Annotated in this window: 14 protein-coding genes and 1 pseudogene; 7 read left to right on the forward strand and 8 right to left on the reverse strand. The window is 48.6% G+C overall.

Features of this window, described 5'->3' with window-relative positions; all coding sequences use genetic code 11:
* Window positions 1-7: 7 nt before the first annotated feature.
* From rsmE to metK, 5 genes are all read right to left on the reverse strand, one after another.
* Window positions 8-739: a 16S rRNA (uracil(1498)-N(3))-methyltransferase gene (gene rsmE, locus P2G85_RS10335; RefSeq protein ID WP_275864008.1), complete on the reverse strand. Its 732-nt coding sequence runs from the start codon at window positions 737-739 to the stop codon at window positions 8-10.
* Between the two features lie 121 nt (window positions 740-860).
* Window positions 861-1,556, reverse strand: a complete 696-nt coding sequence (gene endA, locus P2G85_RS10340) for a deoxyribonuclease I (RefSeq protein WP_275864009.1) — start codon at window positions 1,554-1,556, stop codon at window positions 861-863.
* Between the two features lie 120 nt (window positions 1,557-1,676).
* Entirely contained in the window at window positions 1,677-2,174 is a 498-nt protein-coding gene (locus P2G85_RS10345) for a SprT family zinc-dependent metalloprotease (RefSeq protein ID WP_275864010.1), read from the reverse strand.
* Between the two features lie 76 nt (window positions 2,175-2,250).
* A complete protein-coding gene (locus tag P2G85_RS10350) occupies window positions 2,251-3,048 on the reverse strand; it encodes a DUF2189 domain-containing protein (RefSeq protein ID WP_275864011.1) in 798 nt (265 codons plus the stop codon).
* A 395-nt stretch (window positions 3,049-3,443) separates the two neighbouring features.
* Window positions 3,444-4,595, reverse strand: a complete 1,152-nt coding sequence (metK, locus tag P2G85_RS10355; RefSeq protein ID WP_275864012.1) for a methionine adenosyltransferase — start codon at window positions 4,593-4,595, stop codon at window positions 3,444-3,446.
* 343 nt (window positions 4,596-4,938) lie between these two features.
* On the opposite strand from metK, the gene tkt reads away from it, so the two are divergent.
* The gene (tkt, locus tag P2G85_RS10360) at window positions 4,939-6,933 is read left to right on the forward strand and encodes a transketolase (RefSeq protein WP_275864013.1); all 1,995 of its coding nucleotides are present in this window, start codon (window positions 4,939-4,941) and stop codon (window positions 6,931-6,933) included.
* A gap of 29 nt (window positions 6,934-6,962) precedes the next feature.
* Here the strand turns inward: tkt and P2G85_RS10365 are convergent.
* Window positions 6,963-7,215, reverse strand: a pseudogene (locus tag P2G85_RS10365) (hypothetical protein).
* Window positions 7,216-7,414: 199 nt separating this feature from the next.
* Here P2G85_RS10365 and epd point away from each other — a divergent pair.
* The 4 genes from epd to mscS all read left to right on the forward strand — a co-directional run bounded on the left by epd (window position 7,415) and on the right by mscS (window position 12,281).
* The gene (gene epd / locus P2G85_RS10370) at window positions 7,415-8,452 is read left to right on the forward strand and encodes an erythrose-4-phosphate dehydrogenase (protein WP_275864014.1); all 1,038 of its coding nucleotides are present in this window, start codon (window positions 7,415-7,417) and stop codon (window positions 8,450-8,452) included.
* Window positions 8,453-8,602: 150 nt separating this feature from the next.
* Window positions 8,603-9,763 carry a phosphoglycerate kinase gene (locus P2G85_RS10375; RefSeq protein WP_275864015.1) on the forward strand — a complete coding sequence of 387 codons (1,161 nt, stop codon included), beginning with the start codon at window positions 8,603-8,605 and terminating at the stop codon, window positions 9,761-9,763.
* A 153-nt stretch (window positions 9,764-9,916) separates the two neighbouring features.
* Window positions 9,917-10,993: a class II fructose-bisphosphate aldolase gene (gene fbaA / locus P2G85_RS10380; protein WP_275864016.1), complete on the forward strand. Its 1,077-nt coding sequence runs from the start codon at window positions 9,917-9,919 to the stop codon at window positions 10,991-10,993.
* Window positions 10,994-11,414: 421 nt separating this feature from the next.
* Window positions 11,415-12,281, forward strand: a complete 867-nt coding sequence (mscS, locus tag P2G85_RS10385) for a small-conductance mechanosensitive channel MscS (RefSeq protein WP_275864017.1) — start codon at window positions 11,415-11,417, stop codon at window positions 12,279-12,281.
* Between the two features lie 42 nt (window positions 12,282-12,323).
* Here the strand turns inward: mscS and P2G85_RS10390 are convergent, their stop codons facing one another.
* The gene (locus tag P2G85_RS10390; protein ID WP_275864018.1) at window positions 12,324-12,806 is read right to left on the reverse strand and encodes a YbaK/EbsC family protein; all 483 of its coding nucleotides are present in this window, start codon (window positions 12,804-12,806) and stop codon (window positions 12,324-12,326) included.
* Window positions 12,807-12,832: 26 nt separating this feature from the next.
* Window positions 12,833-13,462 carry a LysE/ArgO family amino acid transporter gene (locus tag P2G85_RS10395; protein ID WP_275864019.1) on the reverse strand — a complete coding sequence of 210 codons (630 nt, stop codon included), beginning with the start codon at window positions 13,460-13,462 and terminating at the stop codon, window positions 12,833-12,835.
* 134 nt (window positions 13,463-13,596) lie between these two features.
* On the opposite strand from P2G85_RS10395, the gene P2G85_RS10400 reads away from it, so the two are divergent.
* Window positions 13,597-14,493 (forward strand): LysR family transcriptional regulator ArgP, encoded by an 897-nt coding sequence (locus tag P2G85_RS10400; protein ID WP_275864020.1) that lies wholly within the window; start codon window positions 13,597-13,599, stop codon window positions 14,491-14,493.
* A gap of 137 nt (window positions 14,494-14,630) precedes the next feature.
* Window positions 14,631-15,323, forward strand: a complete 693-nt coding sequence (locus P2G85_RS10405; RefSeq protein WP_275864021.1) for an oxidative stress defense protein — start codon at window positions 14,631-14,633, stop codon at window positions 15,321-15,323.
* Window positions 15,324-15,391 lie beyond the last annotated feature (68 nt).

Below are 15,391 nucleotides of genomic sequence, written 5' to 3' on the forward strand. Positions count from 1 at the left end.
CTCCGTGTTAACCAAGATCGCCGAAACGAACTTGTAAGGCTGTAATTGCGGTAAGCGCGGCGGTCTCGGTGCGTAGAACGCGTGGACCCAATAGCGTTTCTTCAAATTGGTGATCGCGGGTCATCTCGATCTCTTCGGCCGACAGGCCACCTTCAGGTCCGATCAACAGGCGCACTTTTTCCACCGGCGTCGGCAGGGTATTGATCGAGTATTTGGCGCGGGGGTGCAGATTGAGCTTGAGGCCGTCATACTGCTCCTGACACCACTCATCTAAGCTCATGATTGGACGGATCTCTGGCACGATATTGCGGCCTGATTGCTCACAAGCGCTGATGGCGATCTTTTGCCACTGGGCGAGTTTTTTCTCAAAGCGCTTTTGATCCAGTTTGACGCCACAGCGCTCAGAAATCAGTGGAGTAATGGTGTTAACCCCTAACTCTACCGACTTTTGGATGGTGAATTCCATTTTTTCACCACGAGAGATGACCTGGCCGAGGTGCAAATCCAACGGGGATTCGCTGCTGCGCTCAACCCGCTCGGTGACCTCGACCATCACGTTCTTTTTGCTGACTTCGCTGATCACCGCGGGAAACTCAGCACCACTGCCGTCAAATAGCAATACTTCCTGGCCCTCTTTCATCCGCAGCACCCGGCCAATATGGCCGGCAGCATCGTCACTCAAAGCGAGCGTGCCAAGCTGTAGGATGGTGTCTGGGTGATAAATTCGGGGGATACGCATCGTGTTTGGGTTTCCTGCATGCACATGTAGTTAGAGACTAACATGGATGCTTTGAAGGGAAAAAACAAGGGGCAAGAGCCCCCCATGCTAGATAATGACCGCTCCCTAGCGAAAAATAGTCCTACTGTGCCCGACAGGCCTGCTCGACAAACGGGTTATGTTTGCCCTGAACTTTGGCAATTCGCTTATCACGTTCACATTCCCATTTGTCGGCCGGGTAGGTTTTATTCCATGCATTCATCAACTGAGTCTGCTGCTTAGACAGTTTGAAACCGTACTCTTGGCTCATATACAGGTAGGTGCGGGCAATCGAACCACGGGCGCGATCGGGTGGCATTACTTTACGTCGTTTAAAGTTGACCTGCATTTCACAGCGGCCATAGCTGGCTCCCTCCACGCCATTCCACTGGCTGAAATTGTAGTTAGAGCGATCGCCATTGACTTCTCCGATGGCGGGAGTGAGGTTGTGCAAATCGGCTTCCATTTGGCGGAACACCTTGTCATGGCGTGAGCAGTTTTTCCGTCCGCCGGTTTGCCAACACTTCCGCTGGTGGCCGAACTGCCAAGCCGGGACGACATGTTCCCACTCGATGCGTGAGGCACGCCGTTCCTGTTTACGGACTTGATAACCACAAGAGCTGAGGTCTGGTATTCCTTTTTTGCCTTGCCACTGGATGTCACAACCACAGTAGAAGCTGGTGGGGTGGTCACGATAGATTTTTACCGCTTCGCGTTTGGCGGCAGAAAATGACGTTGGCGGCGCAGCCATGGTGCTGCCGGCGAGCACTATCAGCAACACAGATAACAAGTATTTCATAATTAAAGTCTTTAAAAAGTATGACGTTAATTATTCTACCACGCAGTTTTCGCTCATGTTGCTGAGTAAGTCGATAATAATTGTAGAAAGGAAGCCTGAGTTTACCGTGCCTGGTGGCGTTTAAGAGAGTTGCACACCGGTAAAGCTCAGCGGCTGGCTGCATTTCTGGCAGGAGTAGACCGCCTGTTTGCGTAGCACTTTGTTATGACGACGAATCGAGAGTGGGTAGGTGGTGCAGCTGCAGCGGTATTCGAAGGTCTTGCCTTGCACTGAGGCAACATCAAAGCTGTGGGTAGTTTTGGCTGGCACCTTAAATACGGCCTCCATCACTCCCTGCCATTCTTTTCCGTGCGGGCGAACCCGGCCATACACTTGAAAGGTGATCAAGTGGGCGACTTCGTGCGGGATCACCTCGCTCAAGAAAGCTTGCGGGTTCTCTTGGAAGAGCTTAGGGTTCAGGCGAATCTCATTGAGTTGAAGGTAGGCTTTACCTGCGGCTTTACCCCGCACTCTGTATGTTAGCGAAGGGAAAGGGAAGGAGCGTTCAAAGGCGTGTTCGGCGAGCGCAACGCAATCTGCCATCACCTGCTGGGCTTGATAGCTCAGTTCTATGTCCACTGCTCTCTCCATTCAATCTTAACGTGGCAATAAAAAGCCCCCGCAATTGCGAGGGCCGGATCATAGCATCTGTTATCTATGGTGTGTGTTTTTTCTTGATGATCGCATGGTAAGCATGCCAGGTGGCATAACCGAGAATCGGCATGGTAAACAGCATCCCGATACCGTAGGTAGCAAAGCCGATCAAAATACCCCCACAGATGACGGCCGCCCAAACGATCATCGCCCCGAGGTTGGAGCGCACCGCATTAAAGCTGGTGAATACCGCGGTCATCATATCCACGCGACGTTCCATCATTAACGGAATAGAAAATGCGGAAATGCTGAACACCACACAAGCAAGCACAAACCCTACTAATGAGCCAATGACGAGGAAAGGCAGGAACTCGGTCAGCGGGGCACCCTGTACGGAAGGATAAAGTGCATGCAACAGAGCGGCGATACGCATCCAGAAAATCATACACACCGCCAGCAGGACGGCAAACGCCCATTGGGAAGAGGAGTTACGGCCGATGGCTTTCATCGAGTGGAGTAAGCTGGCTTTGTGGCCTTTTTCTCTTTCCCAACTGGCGTCATACAATCCCAGCGCGAGGAATGGGCCGATCAGCATATACACCACCAAACTCGGCATTACGACCAAATGCGTGCCTTGCCACTGGACCAGTAACACAATACCAATGGCGGCAGCCATAAAGCAGATGCCGTAAAACGCACTGATTAACGGCATGCGGACAAAATCGTGCAGGCCGAGTGCGAGCCAGTGGAAAGGCGCTGAAATACTGATCTGATTACAAGCAATGGTTCTGGCGTATTCATTATCTGGGACTTCCTTTCGTTTATTCCGGAAGTCGGATGGGTTGACAGTACGAGGCATAACTCCTCCTTGATAAATTCTCTTGGTGGCACCTGACACGAAACCAGAGCCCTGCTTGATGCCTGGCTTTACACTTGACTTTGCCGCGGTTGGCATCTGATGTCTGTTGGTTAACTGGACCAGTTACCGCAGTTAACATTATTTTAACTATTGGCACAGATAGGCAAATTTACAAATTATTGGCTGTTTTTTTGTACAACCTTAAGCGGAGGTGTTTAGTCTGAATGGTGATCAGCCCAGACGGGGACGGCAGCGTGAAAAAGTGTAGTTGAGTATGACCATAAGGTTTGGCATTGAGCAAACGCTGATCGATTGCGGGCAGGTTTAAAAAGCGAACGGAGATAAAAAAGCCCCCGCCTGAGGCGAGGGCTGAATTTAGTACGGGTTGGCGAGGATTACAGGCCCGCAAACTCACGCAGCAGGGCAGCTTTGTCGGTAGCTTCCCAAGGGAACTCTTCACGACCAAAGTGGCCGTAAGCCGCTGTCTTCTTGTAAATTGGCTGCAGCAGGTTAAGCATCTCTTGCAGACCGTATGGACGCAGGTCGAAGAACTGACGTACCGCTTCAATGATGATGTCGTGTGATACTTTTTCAGTACCGAACGTTTCCACCATGATAGAGGTAGGATCAGCAACACCAATCGCGTAAGAAAGCTGGATTTCACAACGCTCAGCCATACCCGCTGCTACAATGTTTTTCGCTACGTAACGCGCTGCATATGCGGCAGAGCGGTCCACTTTTGATGGATCTTTACCAGAGAAAGCACCGCCACCGTGACGGGCTGCACCGCCGTAGGTATCTACGATGATTTTACGGCCAGTCAGGCCACAGTCACCCATCGGGCCGCCGATCACGAAACGACCGGTTGGGTTGATGAAGTATTTAGTTTCTTTGTTCAGCCACTCTGAAGGCAGTACCGGTTTGATGATCTCTTCCATAACCGCTTCGCGTAGTGCTTCGGTTGAAATAGAATCACAGTGCTGAGTCGACAGAACTACAGCATCAATACCTACGATCTTGCCCTGGTGGTACTGGAAAGTCACCTGAGATTTTGCATCCGGGCGCAACCACGGCAGTGTGCCGTTTTTACGTACTTTGGCCTGACGCTGCATCAGACGGTGTGCATAAGTGATCGGTGCCGGCATCAGCACTTCAGTTTCGTTACAAGCGTAACCAAACATGATGCCCTGGTCGCCCGCGCCCTGTTCTTTTGGATCCGCTTTGTCAACGCCCTGGTTGATGTCTGGCGACTGTTTACCAATGGTGTTCAGTACCGCACAAGAATCGGCATCGAAGCCCATGTCAGAGTGAACGTAACCAATTTCACGCACGGTTTCACGAGTCAGCTCTTCGATGTCGACCCATGCAGATGTGGTGATTTCGCCACCCACCATTACCATGCCGGTTTTTACGTACGTTTCACAAGCAACACGTGCTTTTGGGTCTTGCTCTAGAATTGCATCAAGAACTGCATCAGAGATTTGATCTGCGATTTTATCTGGATGACCTTCTGAAACCGACTCAGAAGTAAACAGGTGCTTAGCCATGATAGCTCCAATTAAAAAGGGTTACGGCAGCCAGAGTCACCTCTCGCCGCCCAAGTAATAAGACGATTTGTAGCTGTTTCTACATCTAGACGTCTATTTTATGTTGCAACGCCCGAATTACAAGTTCTTTTTGCTATGGAATTCACACTACTTATCAACTAAACGTTTGCTTTAATTGGCGCGGATGTATGGCTCGGCGGCTCAAAGGCAGAAATGAACGGCTAAAAACAGAGAAAATGCTCAGTAAAACGTTTGCAGTAACTCAGGGGCTTTGAGACAATAGCGCGCAATCCCGTCTTACGACATTTTCTTATTAATTCGCTTAATGCACTCAGGAGCAGACATGTCTTCTCGTAAACATCTGGCAAATGCAATCCGCGCTCTTAGCATGGATGGTGTTCAACAAGCTAACTCTGGCCACCCAGGCGCACCTATGGGTATGGCTGATATCGCTGAAGTTCTTTGGCGTTCTCACCTAAACCACAACCCAGCTAACCCAGAGTGGGCTGATCGTGACCGTTTCGTACTATCAAACGGCCACGGCTCAATGCTGATTTACTCTCTACTACACCTGAGCGGTTACGAGCTGTCTGTCGACGATCTTAAGAACTTCCGTCAGCTGCATTCTAAGACTCCAGGTCACCCAGAGTATGGCTACGCACCAGGTATTGAAACAACGACTGGTCCTCTGGGCCAAGGCATCACCAACGCTGTTGGTATGGCAATGGCAGAGAAAGCGCTAGCGGCTCAGTTCAACAAAGAAGGCCACGACATCGTTGACCACTTCACTTACGTGTTCATGGGCGACGGCTGTCTGATGGAAGGTATCTCACACGAGGCATGTTCTCTGGCTGGTACGCTAGGTCTGGGCAAACTGATCGCATTCTGGGATGACAACGGCATCTCTATCGATGGTCACGTTGAAGGCTGGTTCTCTGACGATACGCCTAAGCGTTTTGAAGCTTACGGTTGGCACGTAATCCCGGCAGTAGATGGTCACGATTCTGAAGCGATCAACGCAGCAATCGAAGCGGCAAAAGCGGATCCTCGCCCTACGCTGATTTGTACTAAAACTATCATCGGTTTTGGTTCGCCAAACAAATCTGGCTCACACGACTGTCACGGCGCGCCACTAGGTGCGGAAGAAATCGCTGCAGCGCGTGAATTCCTGGGTTGGGAACACCCAGCATTTGAAATCCCAGCAGACGTATACGCTGAGTGGGACGCTAAAGCAGCCGGTGCTGAGAAAGAAGCCGCTTGGAACGCGAAGTTTGATGCGTATGCAGCAGCTTACCCGGCAGAAGCGGCAGAGCTAAAGCGTCGTCTAAACGGTGAACTTCCAGCTGAGTGGGAAGAGAAAGCAAGCCAAATCATTGCTGACCTTCAAGCAAACCCAGCCAACATCGCATCACGTAAAGCATCGCAAAACGCACTGGAAGCGTTTGGTCAGATGCTGCCAGAATTCATGGGCGGCTCTGCTGACCTGGCGCCTTCTAACCTGACTATGTGGTCTGGTTCTAAGTCTCTGGAAGCGAGCGACTTCTCAGGTAACTACATCCACTACGGTGTACGTGAATTCGGTATGACGGCGATCATGAACGGTATCGCGCTACACGGTGGTTTTGTTCCTTACGGCGCAACCTTCCTGATGTTCATGGAATACGCTCGTAACGCAATGCGTATGGCTGCGCTGATGAAAGTTCAGAACATCCAGGTTTACACCCACGACTCTATCGGTCTTGGCGAAGACGGCCCAACTCACCAACCAGTTGAGCAAATGGCGTCTCTGCGTCTGACTCCAAACATGAGCACATGGCGTCCATGTGACCAGGTTGAGTCTGCCGTAGCATGGAAACTGGCGATTGAACGTAAAGATGGCCCATCAGCACTTATCTTCTCTCGTCAAAACCTGGCCCAGCAAGAGCGTGATGCTGAGCAGCTAGCGGACATCGCCAAAGGTGCTTACATCCTGAAAGACAGCGCTGGCAAGCCGGAGCTAATCCTGATCGCTACTGGTTCTGAAGTTGAACTGGCAGTGAAAGCAGCTGAGCAACTAACCGCTGAAGGTAAGCAAGTACGCGTGGTTTCAATGCCATCAACCGATGCATTCGACAAGCAAGATGCCGCTTACCGTGAAGCTGTACTGCCATCAGACGTAACAGCACGTATCGCAGTAGAAGCGGGCATCGCGGATTTCTGGTACAAGTACGTTGGCTTTGGCGGCAAGATCATCGGTATGAGCACCTTCGGTGAATCTGCACCTGCTGATCAGCTGTTCGAAATGTTTGGTTTCACTGTCGAAAACGTAGTGAACACAGCAAAAGAACTACTCGCGTAAGCTTACGCAGGTAAAAGAAAAACCGAGCGTTACTGCTCGGTTTTTTTGTGCCTGTTCAAACCCGTTTCCCCACAGTTATCCTTCTCTTTGTGTCCACACTCCTTAGCGGTGACATAGCGATCCATAGCGTAGCAATCACTGCCGTTAATAAAGGTGTTATCCCAGAGCTTTGAGAACCCAAGCAGGGGGGGCGTAACGGCTTGGTTTGCGCACCAGAACTGCACCGTGCGGTGTTTCCCTGCTGCATCGCTGACAAAAGTGAATAGCGGGAAAAACGGACATACGCATTTCCTTTTGCTGGTCAAACAATGAGCTAAAGTATTTGTGGAGTGTGTTGCATAAAAGATCACTATGTTACCAGTATGAATAGTCACTGAAATGAAAAGATATTTTACCGCGACGGAGAACAGTTACTTAATGCGTTCCGTCTTGGCATCAGGTACTATCTGTGACACGAAAATTTAGGTAAGGCGAAGGAAAAATGCTAAAGGTTGCGATCAATGGATTTGGACGTATCGGTCGTAATGTGCTGCGAGCTGTTTATGAGAGTGGCAAAGATCAGCAAATTAAGGTAGTCGCGGTCAATGAGCTTGCTCAACCTGAGGCGATGGCACACCTGCTGCAATATGACACCAGTCATGGACGCTTTGGTAAAAAAGTGTCGCATGATCAGGAGCACCTGTACATTCATCACAATAGCGGTGAGTATGACCCGATCCGAATCCTGCATCTGGCAGAAATCGAGTTGCTGCCGTGGCACGATTTAGAAGTGGACATCGTGCTCGATTGTACCGGTTTTTATGGCTGTCAAGCGGATGGATTAGCGCATATTGAAGCGGGCGCGAAAAAAGTGCTGTTTTCCCACCCGGGAGCCAATGATATGGACAACACCATTATCTATGGCGTCAACCACCACACTTTGAAGGACGAACATCGAATCGTCTCTAATGGTTCTTGTACCACCAACTGTATTGTGCCGGTGATTAAAGTGCTGGATGAGGCGTTTGGCATTGAATCGGGGACCATCACCACCATCCATTCGTCGATGAATGACCAGCAGGTCATTGATGCTTACCATACCGATTTACGCCGTACACGGTCGGCGAGCCAGTCGATTATTCCGGTAGACACCAAGTTGCACAAAGGGATTGAACGGGTATTCCCGAAATTTTCTAACAAATTTGAGGCGATATCCGTGCGCGTGCCGACAGTTAATGTGACCGCGATGGATTTAAGTGTCACAATTCGTACAAATGTGAAAGTTAATGACGTAAATCAAACCATTGTTAACGCATCTCAGTGTACATTACACGACATTGTTGACTATACTGAATCGCCACTCGTTTCTATCGACTTTAACCACGATCCCCATAGTGCGATAGTTGATGGAACTCAGACGCGAGTGAGTAACGGGCAGTTAGTGAAAATGCTTGTTTGGTGCGATAACGAATGGGGCTTTGCTAACCGTATGCTGGATACGGCGTTAGCAATGCAAGCTTGTTCACAGGTGGAGTATTAGGTGAGCAAGAATATGGAGATTTTTTATTTCAGATCTTGAAATAAAATGCCGGTATCTCCATATCAGTAACCAGTTTGAAGAATTAACAGGCTTGGCAGGATTGCCGAGTTTTCAAAAACTTTAATTATTAAATATTTGAGAGGACACATCATGTCTGTAATCAAGATGACTGACCTGGATCTAGCAGGTAAACGTGTATTCATCCGTGCTGACCTAAACGTGCCAGTAAAAGACGGTAAAGTAACTTCTGATGCACGTATCATCGCATCTCTTCCAACTATCAAACTATGCCTAGAAGCAGGCGCGAAAGTGATGGTTACATCTCACCTGGGTCGCCCAACTGAAGGTGAATACGCTGAAGAGTTCTCTCTACAACCTGTTGTTAACTACCTGAACGACGCACTAGATTGCGAAGTGAAACTTGCGAAAGACTACCTAGACGGTCTAGAGCTAAACGCTGGTGAACTAGTTGTTCTGGAAAACGTTCGCTTTAACAAAGGCGAGAAGAAAAACGACGAAGAGCTATCTAAGAAATACGCTGCACTATGTGACGTGTTCGTAATGGATGCATTCGGTACCGCTCACCGTGCACAAGCGTCTACTCACGGCGTTGGTATGAATGCACCGGTAGCATGTGCTGGTCCTCTACTGGCTGCAGAACTTGAAGCGCTAGGTAAAGCAATGGATAACCCAGAGCGTCCACTAGTGGCTATCGTTGGTGGTTCTAAAGTTTCTACTAAACTAACCGTTCTTGAGTCGCTATCTAAAGTTGCTGACCAACTAGTTGTTGGTGGCGGTATCGCGAACACATTCATCGCTGCAGCTGGCCACAACGTAGGTAAGTCTCTGTACGAAGCAGACCTGGTTGAAACCGCTCAAAAGCTAATGAAAGAGTGTTCTATCCCAGTTGCAACTGACGTTGCATGTGCGAAAGCATTCGACGAAAACGCAGAAGCTGAAATCAAGCACGTTTCTGAAGTTGCTGACGACGACATGATCTTCGACCTTGGCCCAGATTCAACGGCGGCTCTGGCTGAAATCATCGGTAACGCGAAAACTATCCTATGGAACGGCCCAGTAGGTGTATTCGAATTCAAGAACTTCGAAGCAGGTACTAAAGGTATCTCTGAAGCAATCGCTCAGTCTGCAGGTTTCTCTGTAGCAGGTGGTGGTGACACGCTAGCGGCTATCGACAAGTTCGGTATCAAAGCTGACGTTTCTTACATCTCTACTGGCGGCGGTGCATTCCTTGAGTTCGTAGAAGGTAAAGTACTACCAGCAGTTGCGATGCTAGAAGAGCGCGCTAAGTAATTAAGTGAAAGCGGGGGAGTTACTCTCCCGCTTTCTTGTTTGCTGCACATCACAGTTTTTTGCTACAATAGCGCCAGTTGTGAGCAAACGTTTGCAAGAATTTAAACTTAACAAGTTTTATTTTTAAAACGACAGATAAATAGGATTAAATCCATGTCTAAGATCTTCGATTTCGTAAAACCAGGTGTTATCTCTGGCGACGACGTACAGAAAGTTTTTGAAGTTGCAAAAGAAAACAACTTCGCACTTCCAGCAGTAAACGTAGTGAACACTGACTCAATCAATGGTGTTCTTGAAGCTGCTGCTAAAGTTAAAGCTCCAGTTGTTGTTCAGTTCTCTAACGGCGGTGCTGCTTTCTTCGCTGGTAAAGGCGTGAAACTTGAAGGTCAAGGTGCACAAATCCTTGGTGCTATCGCTGGTGCGAAATACGTACACGCAGTTGCTGAAGCTTACGGTGTGCCAGTAATCCTACACACTGACCACGCTGCTAAGAAACTTCTTCCATGGATCGACGGTCTACTAGACGCAGGTGAAGAGTTCTTCGCTCAAACTGGTAAGCCACTATTCTCTTCTCACATGATCGACCTTTCTGAAGAGTCTCTAGAAGAGAACATCGAAATATGTGCTAAGTACCTAGCGCGTATGGAAAAAATGGGTATGACACTAGAGTTTGAACTAGGTTGTACTGGTGGTGAAGAAGACGGCGTAGACAACACTGATATGGATCAGTCTGAGCTGTACACTTCTCCAGAAGACGTTGCATACGCATACGAGAAACTAAGCCCAATCAGCCACCGTTTCACTATCGCAGCATCTTTCGGTAACGTACACGGTGTTTACCAAGCTGGTAACGTTGTACTTACTCCAACTATCCTACGTGATTCTCAAGCATACTGTGCAGAGAAATTTGGTATCGCACCAAACGCTCTAAACTTCGTATTCCACGGTGGTTCTGGTTCAACTGAAGCAGAAATCAAAGAGTCAATCAGCTACGGTGTTATCAAAATGAACATCGACACTGATACACAGTGGGCAACTTGGGATGGTATCCGTACTTACGAAGCTGAAAACCGTGATTTCCTACAAGGTCAAATCGGTAACCCAACTGGTGAATCTGCGCCTAACAAGAAGTACTACGATCCACGCGTATGGCTACGTGCTGGTCAAGCTTCAATGGTTGCTCGCCTAGAGAAAGCATTTGCTGACCTAAACGCAGTAGACGTACTATAATTCGTTCTCGTTGAATGATGCTAAAGCCCGCTGTTAAAGCGGGCTTTTTTGTATCTGTAATTGTTATTCAGTTAGTAGACTAGTTACTTCTCTGGTCATTGCATATCAGAGGAGGACGCCTATTAGTGAGCCATTATGCCTTTTGCGATAACAGTTGCCGATCTGGCAGATAAAATGGTGGCGAAATGTAAAGCTTTTGCGTACTCTGTAACATATTGATATCAGAATAAACTGATAAGATTTTGTCTTATTAGGCTTTGTTATTAATCACTTTGCAAAAAGTATGGTTTAGGCTATTGTGCCAAAATTCCGGCGCTCTTCAGTGGGCCGCTGACGATGTTGTTGTTGTGGCCTTGATAAATTTGGCTCATAAACAAACGGCAATAGGATTTATATAAGTTGTAATTTGAGGATGCAAAATATGGCAGGTGAATCATTGGGCGTTGAGGCTCCATTAGTGAATGGGCTGACGGAAGCGGAAAAGTGGCTAACCAGTAACTCGGATCTAATTATCCAGTACGGAGTGAATATTGTCTCGGCGCTGCTTATCCTTTTTATTGGTAACATAATTGTCAAAGCGGTCGCAGGCAGTGTTGCTAAGGTACTGGATAAGAAGAACATGGACAAAGCGGTGGTGGAGTTTATCCATGGCCTGGTTCGTTACTTGTTGTTCGTGATTGTACTCATCGCTGCACTAGGCCGGGTTGGCGTACAGACTGCTTCTATCGTTGCGGTTATCGGTGCGGCCGGTTTAGCGGTTGGTCTTGCGTTACAAGGCTCACTATCTAACTTTGCGGCGGGTGTGTTGATCGTTGCCTTCCGTCCATTTAAATCCGGGGATTATGTCGAAGTTGGCGGGGTTGCCGGTAGTGTTGAAGCGATTCAGATCTTTCAGACCGTGTTGAAAACACCGGACAACAAAATGGTGGTGGTACCCAACTCCGGCGTGATTGGTGGCCCGATCACCAACTACTCACGTCATGCTACCCGTCGTATTGATTTGGTGATTGGCGTCTCTTACCAAGCCGACTTACAGAAGACTAAGCAGGTGATCCGTGAAACGCTGGAAAAAGACAGCCGAGTTTTAAAAGATCCGGACATGACAATTGGTGTCCTGGAGCTGGCGGATTCATCGGTTAATTTTGTCGTACGCCCGTGGGTGAACACGGCTGATTACTGGGCGGTGTACTTTGATTCGATGCAAGCGATCAAAGAAGCTCTGGATGCCAACGGCATTGAAATTCCATTCCCGCAAATGGATGTGCATCTGAACAAAGTCGATGCTTAATCCATAGAGAACATGAAAAGCGAGGCACCGGCCTCGCTTTTTTTATAGCTCGTAAAGGGTATTGTTACCTGCCAGTAGCAGGCGCTTGAGTGCTTGGCCTGCAAAGCCAAAGGTGAATTCAGGTAAGCCGGGGGTGTAGAGCAGTTCCTGATGTTGATAGAGGCGAGAGTCGACAATGATGGAAACATGCTCAGGCAAACCAATCGGGCAGACGGCCCCAGGCAGGCAGCCCAGTTGCGCGACCATTTCATCGTCACTGCAAATCGATGGACGTTTACCGGTGATGACTTTGATTCGCTTAGCATCAAGCCGTGAATCTTTGTCGGTCAGGTAAACGGCGTAGCCCTGGCCTTTGAGTTTAAGAAATAAGCTCTTGGTATGTATGCCACTCCAGCCAAGCTTGGCGGCCACATTTATGTCGGTTTCGAAGTCGAGAATGGCTTCATGCTGCCATTCTCGAAAGGGAATGGAGAGTGAGTTAAGTCGCTCTCGATTGATTTGATGTATTTGCTTAAGTGACTCCATGTCGCCTTTCGTTCCAGTTTATTGCTTTAGCAGTATTTAGTGATTAACTCGTTTGCCAGTACAAGCGAAATGGTAAACATCATTGCAGCGACCGCAATATCAATGCCTCTTTTTACCTTTGGTTTCGATAGCGTAGGGCCCAGTCTGGCTGCGCCAAGTGATAAGGAATAGAACCAGACAAACGACGCCATGATGGTGCCGATGGCAAAGGCGATACGATCGTTACCTTCAAACTGGCCACCAATGGAACCAAGGATCACCACGGTATCTAAGTACAAATGTGGGTTTAATACGGTGACTGCCAATGCGCCTAAAATCACGGTACGGCGACCTCGGGCGGTGACGTCGCCTTTCGATTCGGATGCGTGGGTGGGTTTGAATGCGCTTTTCAGCGACAGCAAACCGTACACACTAAGGAACACAATGCCGCCCAGCGTGACCGAGGTTAGCAGGATTTCATTTTGCGCCAGAATGGCACCACCACCAAAAATCCCGAGAGAAATGAATACCATATCCAGAATGCTACAGATAGTTGCGGTGGTGAGGTGATGGTGGCGTTTGATGCCCTGATTGAGTACATAAGCATTTTGGGCGCCGATAGGTATAATCATCGATGCGCCTAAGCCAAATCCTTGTAATACAACCCAAATACTCACAAACCACCTCAGCATAAAAATAGAAATTATTTTGAGGTGGGAAGATAACGTTTTCGCTAAAATAAGTATAATTAATGATTTTAATCATATATAAGTTGTGCTTATGTGGGGTGTGCAGTAACAGGAAAGACGTTATGCGTGGACTGGATTATAAATGGGTAGAAGCGTTGGACGCAGTGGTCCACCAGGGAAGTTTTGAACGGGCAGCTGAGCATCTGTTTATCTCTCAATCCGCGATATCCCAAAGGATCAAACAACTGGAAAAGTTTGTGGCTCAGCCGGTGTTGGTCCGGGCTCAGCCGCCACAGCCGACCCCAATTGGCAAGAAGTTATTGGGTCTGTATCGCCGTGTTCGCCTGCTTGAACACGAAATTGTTCCTGAATTGAACAATGAGGCCAGCGACCGTCCTGTACAGTTGTCGCTGGCGACCAACGCCGATAGTCTGGCGACGTGGTTATTGCCAGCGTTGCAGCATGTGATGAAAACACGTCAGGTTGAGTTAAAGCTGACCATTTATGGTGAATCACGCAGCATTGAAAAATTAAAAAGTGGTGAGGTGGCGGGGGCCATTAGTCTGGAGTCACACGCCATGCCTGGTTGTCGGGCTGACTATCTGGGACGAATTGATTATATATGTGTGGCGAGCCCGGAGTTCTACCAGCGCTACTTCTCCCAGGGCGTCAACAGCCAGACCCTTAGCCGGGCCCCGGCCGTGTCTTACGATCAGTATGATGACCTGCATAAATCGTTTCTGTCGCAACACTTTAATGTTCATCCTGATAGTGTCATCCAGCATAACATCAGCAGCTCAGAGGCGTTTTTAAAGATGGCGCTGGCTGGTGTGGCCTATTGCCTTATTCCGCGCATACAGATCAGTAATGAATTAGACAATGGTACTTTGATTGATATTACCCCCGGCTTCTTAATGTCTTACCGGATCTACTGGCACCACTGGCAACTAGAGACCGGTGTGCTCAGAGAGATCTCAGAAGCCATTGTCGGCTATGCGAGCGCCAATTTGCCTCAGTAACCGTGTCTGGCTTGGAGTCGGTTGCTTAGCTATGGGGAATTCTTGAGTCAAACTTGTGTTAGAAATAGGCTGGCTAGCTTGGATATTCGACAAAATCTCCTATGATGAAGCGAAACTAGTATGGATGGATTTGTATAATGAGAGTGTTATCGTTTTTACTGGCATCATCGGTCAGTATGATGAGTGTGCCGGCTGTAGCCAATGCGCCAGAGTTTGCTCACTTGACTACCAAGGGGTTTGGTGAGGTTGTCGCGACACCAGACATGGCTACGTTTTCCGTTAAGGTGGTTGATACGACGATGACCGCAGAACAAGCTAAGCAATCTGTCGATAAAACCGTCGAAGCGTTTTTACACAATCTCACTGAAGCCGGGTTACCGAAAGATAACATCTCGAGCTCGAACTTATATTTGGCTCCCCAGTACCATTACCCTAAATCCGGTAAAGCTGAACTGGTTGGTTATCGGGCATCGCGCAGTATTGATGTGACGGTGAATGACTTGGCAAATCTCAACCAGTATCTGGATATGGCGCTCGATGTGGGGATTAACCAAGTTGACCGGATTCAACTGAAAGTCAGTAACGAGGCAGAGTATCAACAGAAAGCAAGACTAGCCGCGATCAAAGATGCTCAGGAAAAAGCCACCTCACTGGTGCAAGGGTTTGGCAAGACACTGGGTGATATCTGGCAGATCAACTACAGCCAGATGTACGTCGAACCCGTTTTGATGCGCAGCATGGCGATGGATGCCAAACAGAGCGCAAGCAGTTATCAGGACTCTACTCTGGTGATCCGCGATCAGGTTGATGTGGTTTATAAGATCAAATAAGCGTGAAAGTTAAAAAAAACAGGGGGCTAGGCCCCCTGTTTTGTCTGTGCGATACCTGTGACAGTATC

The organism is Vibrio sp. CAU 1672, from assembly GCF_029223195.1.
Classification (GTDB): Bacteria; Pseudomonadota; Gammaproteobacteria; order Enterobacterales; family Vibrionaceae; genus Vibrio.

Coding starts and splice junctions, on each gene's coding strand:
- rsmE (WP_275864008.1), bottom strand. CDS start 739: ATGCGTATCCCCCGAATTTATCACCCAGACACCATCCTACAGCTTGGC.
- P2G85_RS10390 (WP_275864018.1), bottom strand. CDS start 12,806: ATGGAGTCACTTAAGCAAATACATCAAATCAATCGAGAGCGACTTAAC.
- mscS (WP_275864017.1), top strand. CDS start 11,415: ATGGCAGGTGAATCATTGGGCGTTGAGGCTCCATTAGTGAATGGGCTG.
- P2G85_RS10375 (WP_275864015.1), top strand. CDS start 8,603: ATGTCTGTAATCAAGATGACTGACCTGGATCTAGCAGGTAAACGTGTA.
- fbaA (WP_275864016.1), top strand. CDS start 9,917: ATGTCTAAGATCTTCGATTTCGTAAAACCAGGTGTTATCTCTGGCGAC.
- tkt (WP_275864013.1), top strand. CDS start 4,939: ATGTCTTCTCGTAAACATCTGGCAAATGCAATCCGCGCTCTTAGCATG.
- endA (WP_275864009.1), bottom strand. CDS start 1,556: ATGAAATACTTGTTATCTGTGTTGCTGATAGTGCTCGCCGGCAGCACC.
- metK (WP_275864012.1), bottom strand. CDS start 4,595: ATGGCTAAGCACCTGTTTACTTCTGAGTCGGTTTCAGAAGGTCATCCA.
- P2G85_RS10350 (WP_275864011.1), bottom strand. CDS start 3,048: ATGCCTCGTACTGTCAACCCATCCGACTTCCGGAATAAACGAAAGGAA.
- epd (WP_275864014.1), top strand. CDS start 7,415: ATGCTAAAGGTTGCGATCAATGGATTTGGACGTATCGGTCGTAATGTG.
- P2G85_RS10400 (WP_275864020.1), top strand. CDS start 13,597: ATGCGTGGACTGGATTATAAATGGGTAGAAGCGTTGGACGCAGTGGTC.
- P2G85_RS10405 (WP_275864021.1), top strand. CDS start 14,631: ATGAGAGTGTTATCGTTTTTACTGGCATCATCGGTCAGTATGATGAGT.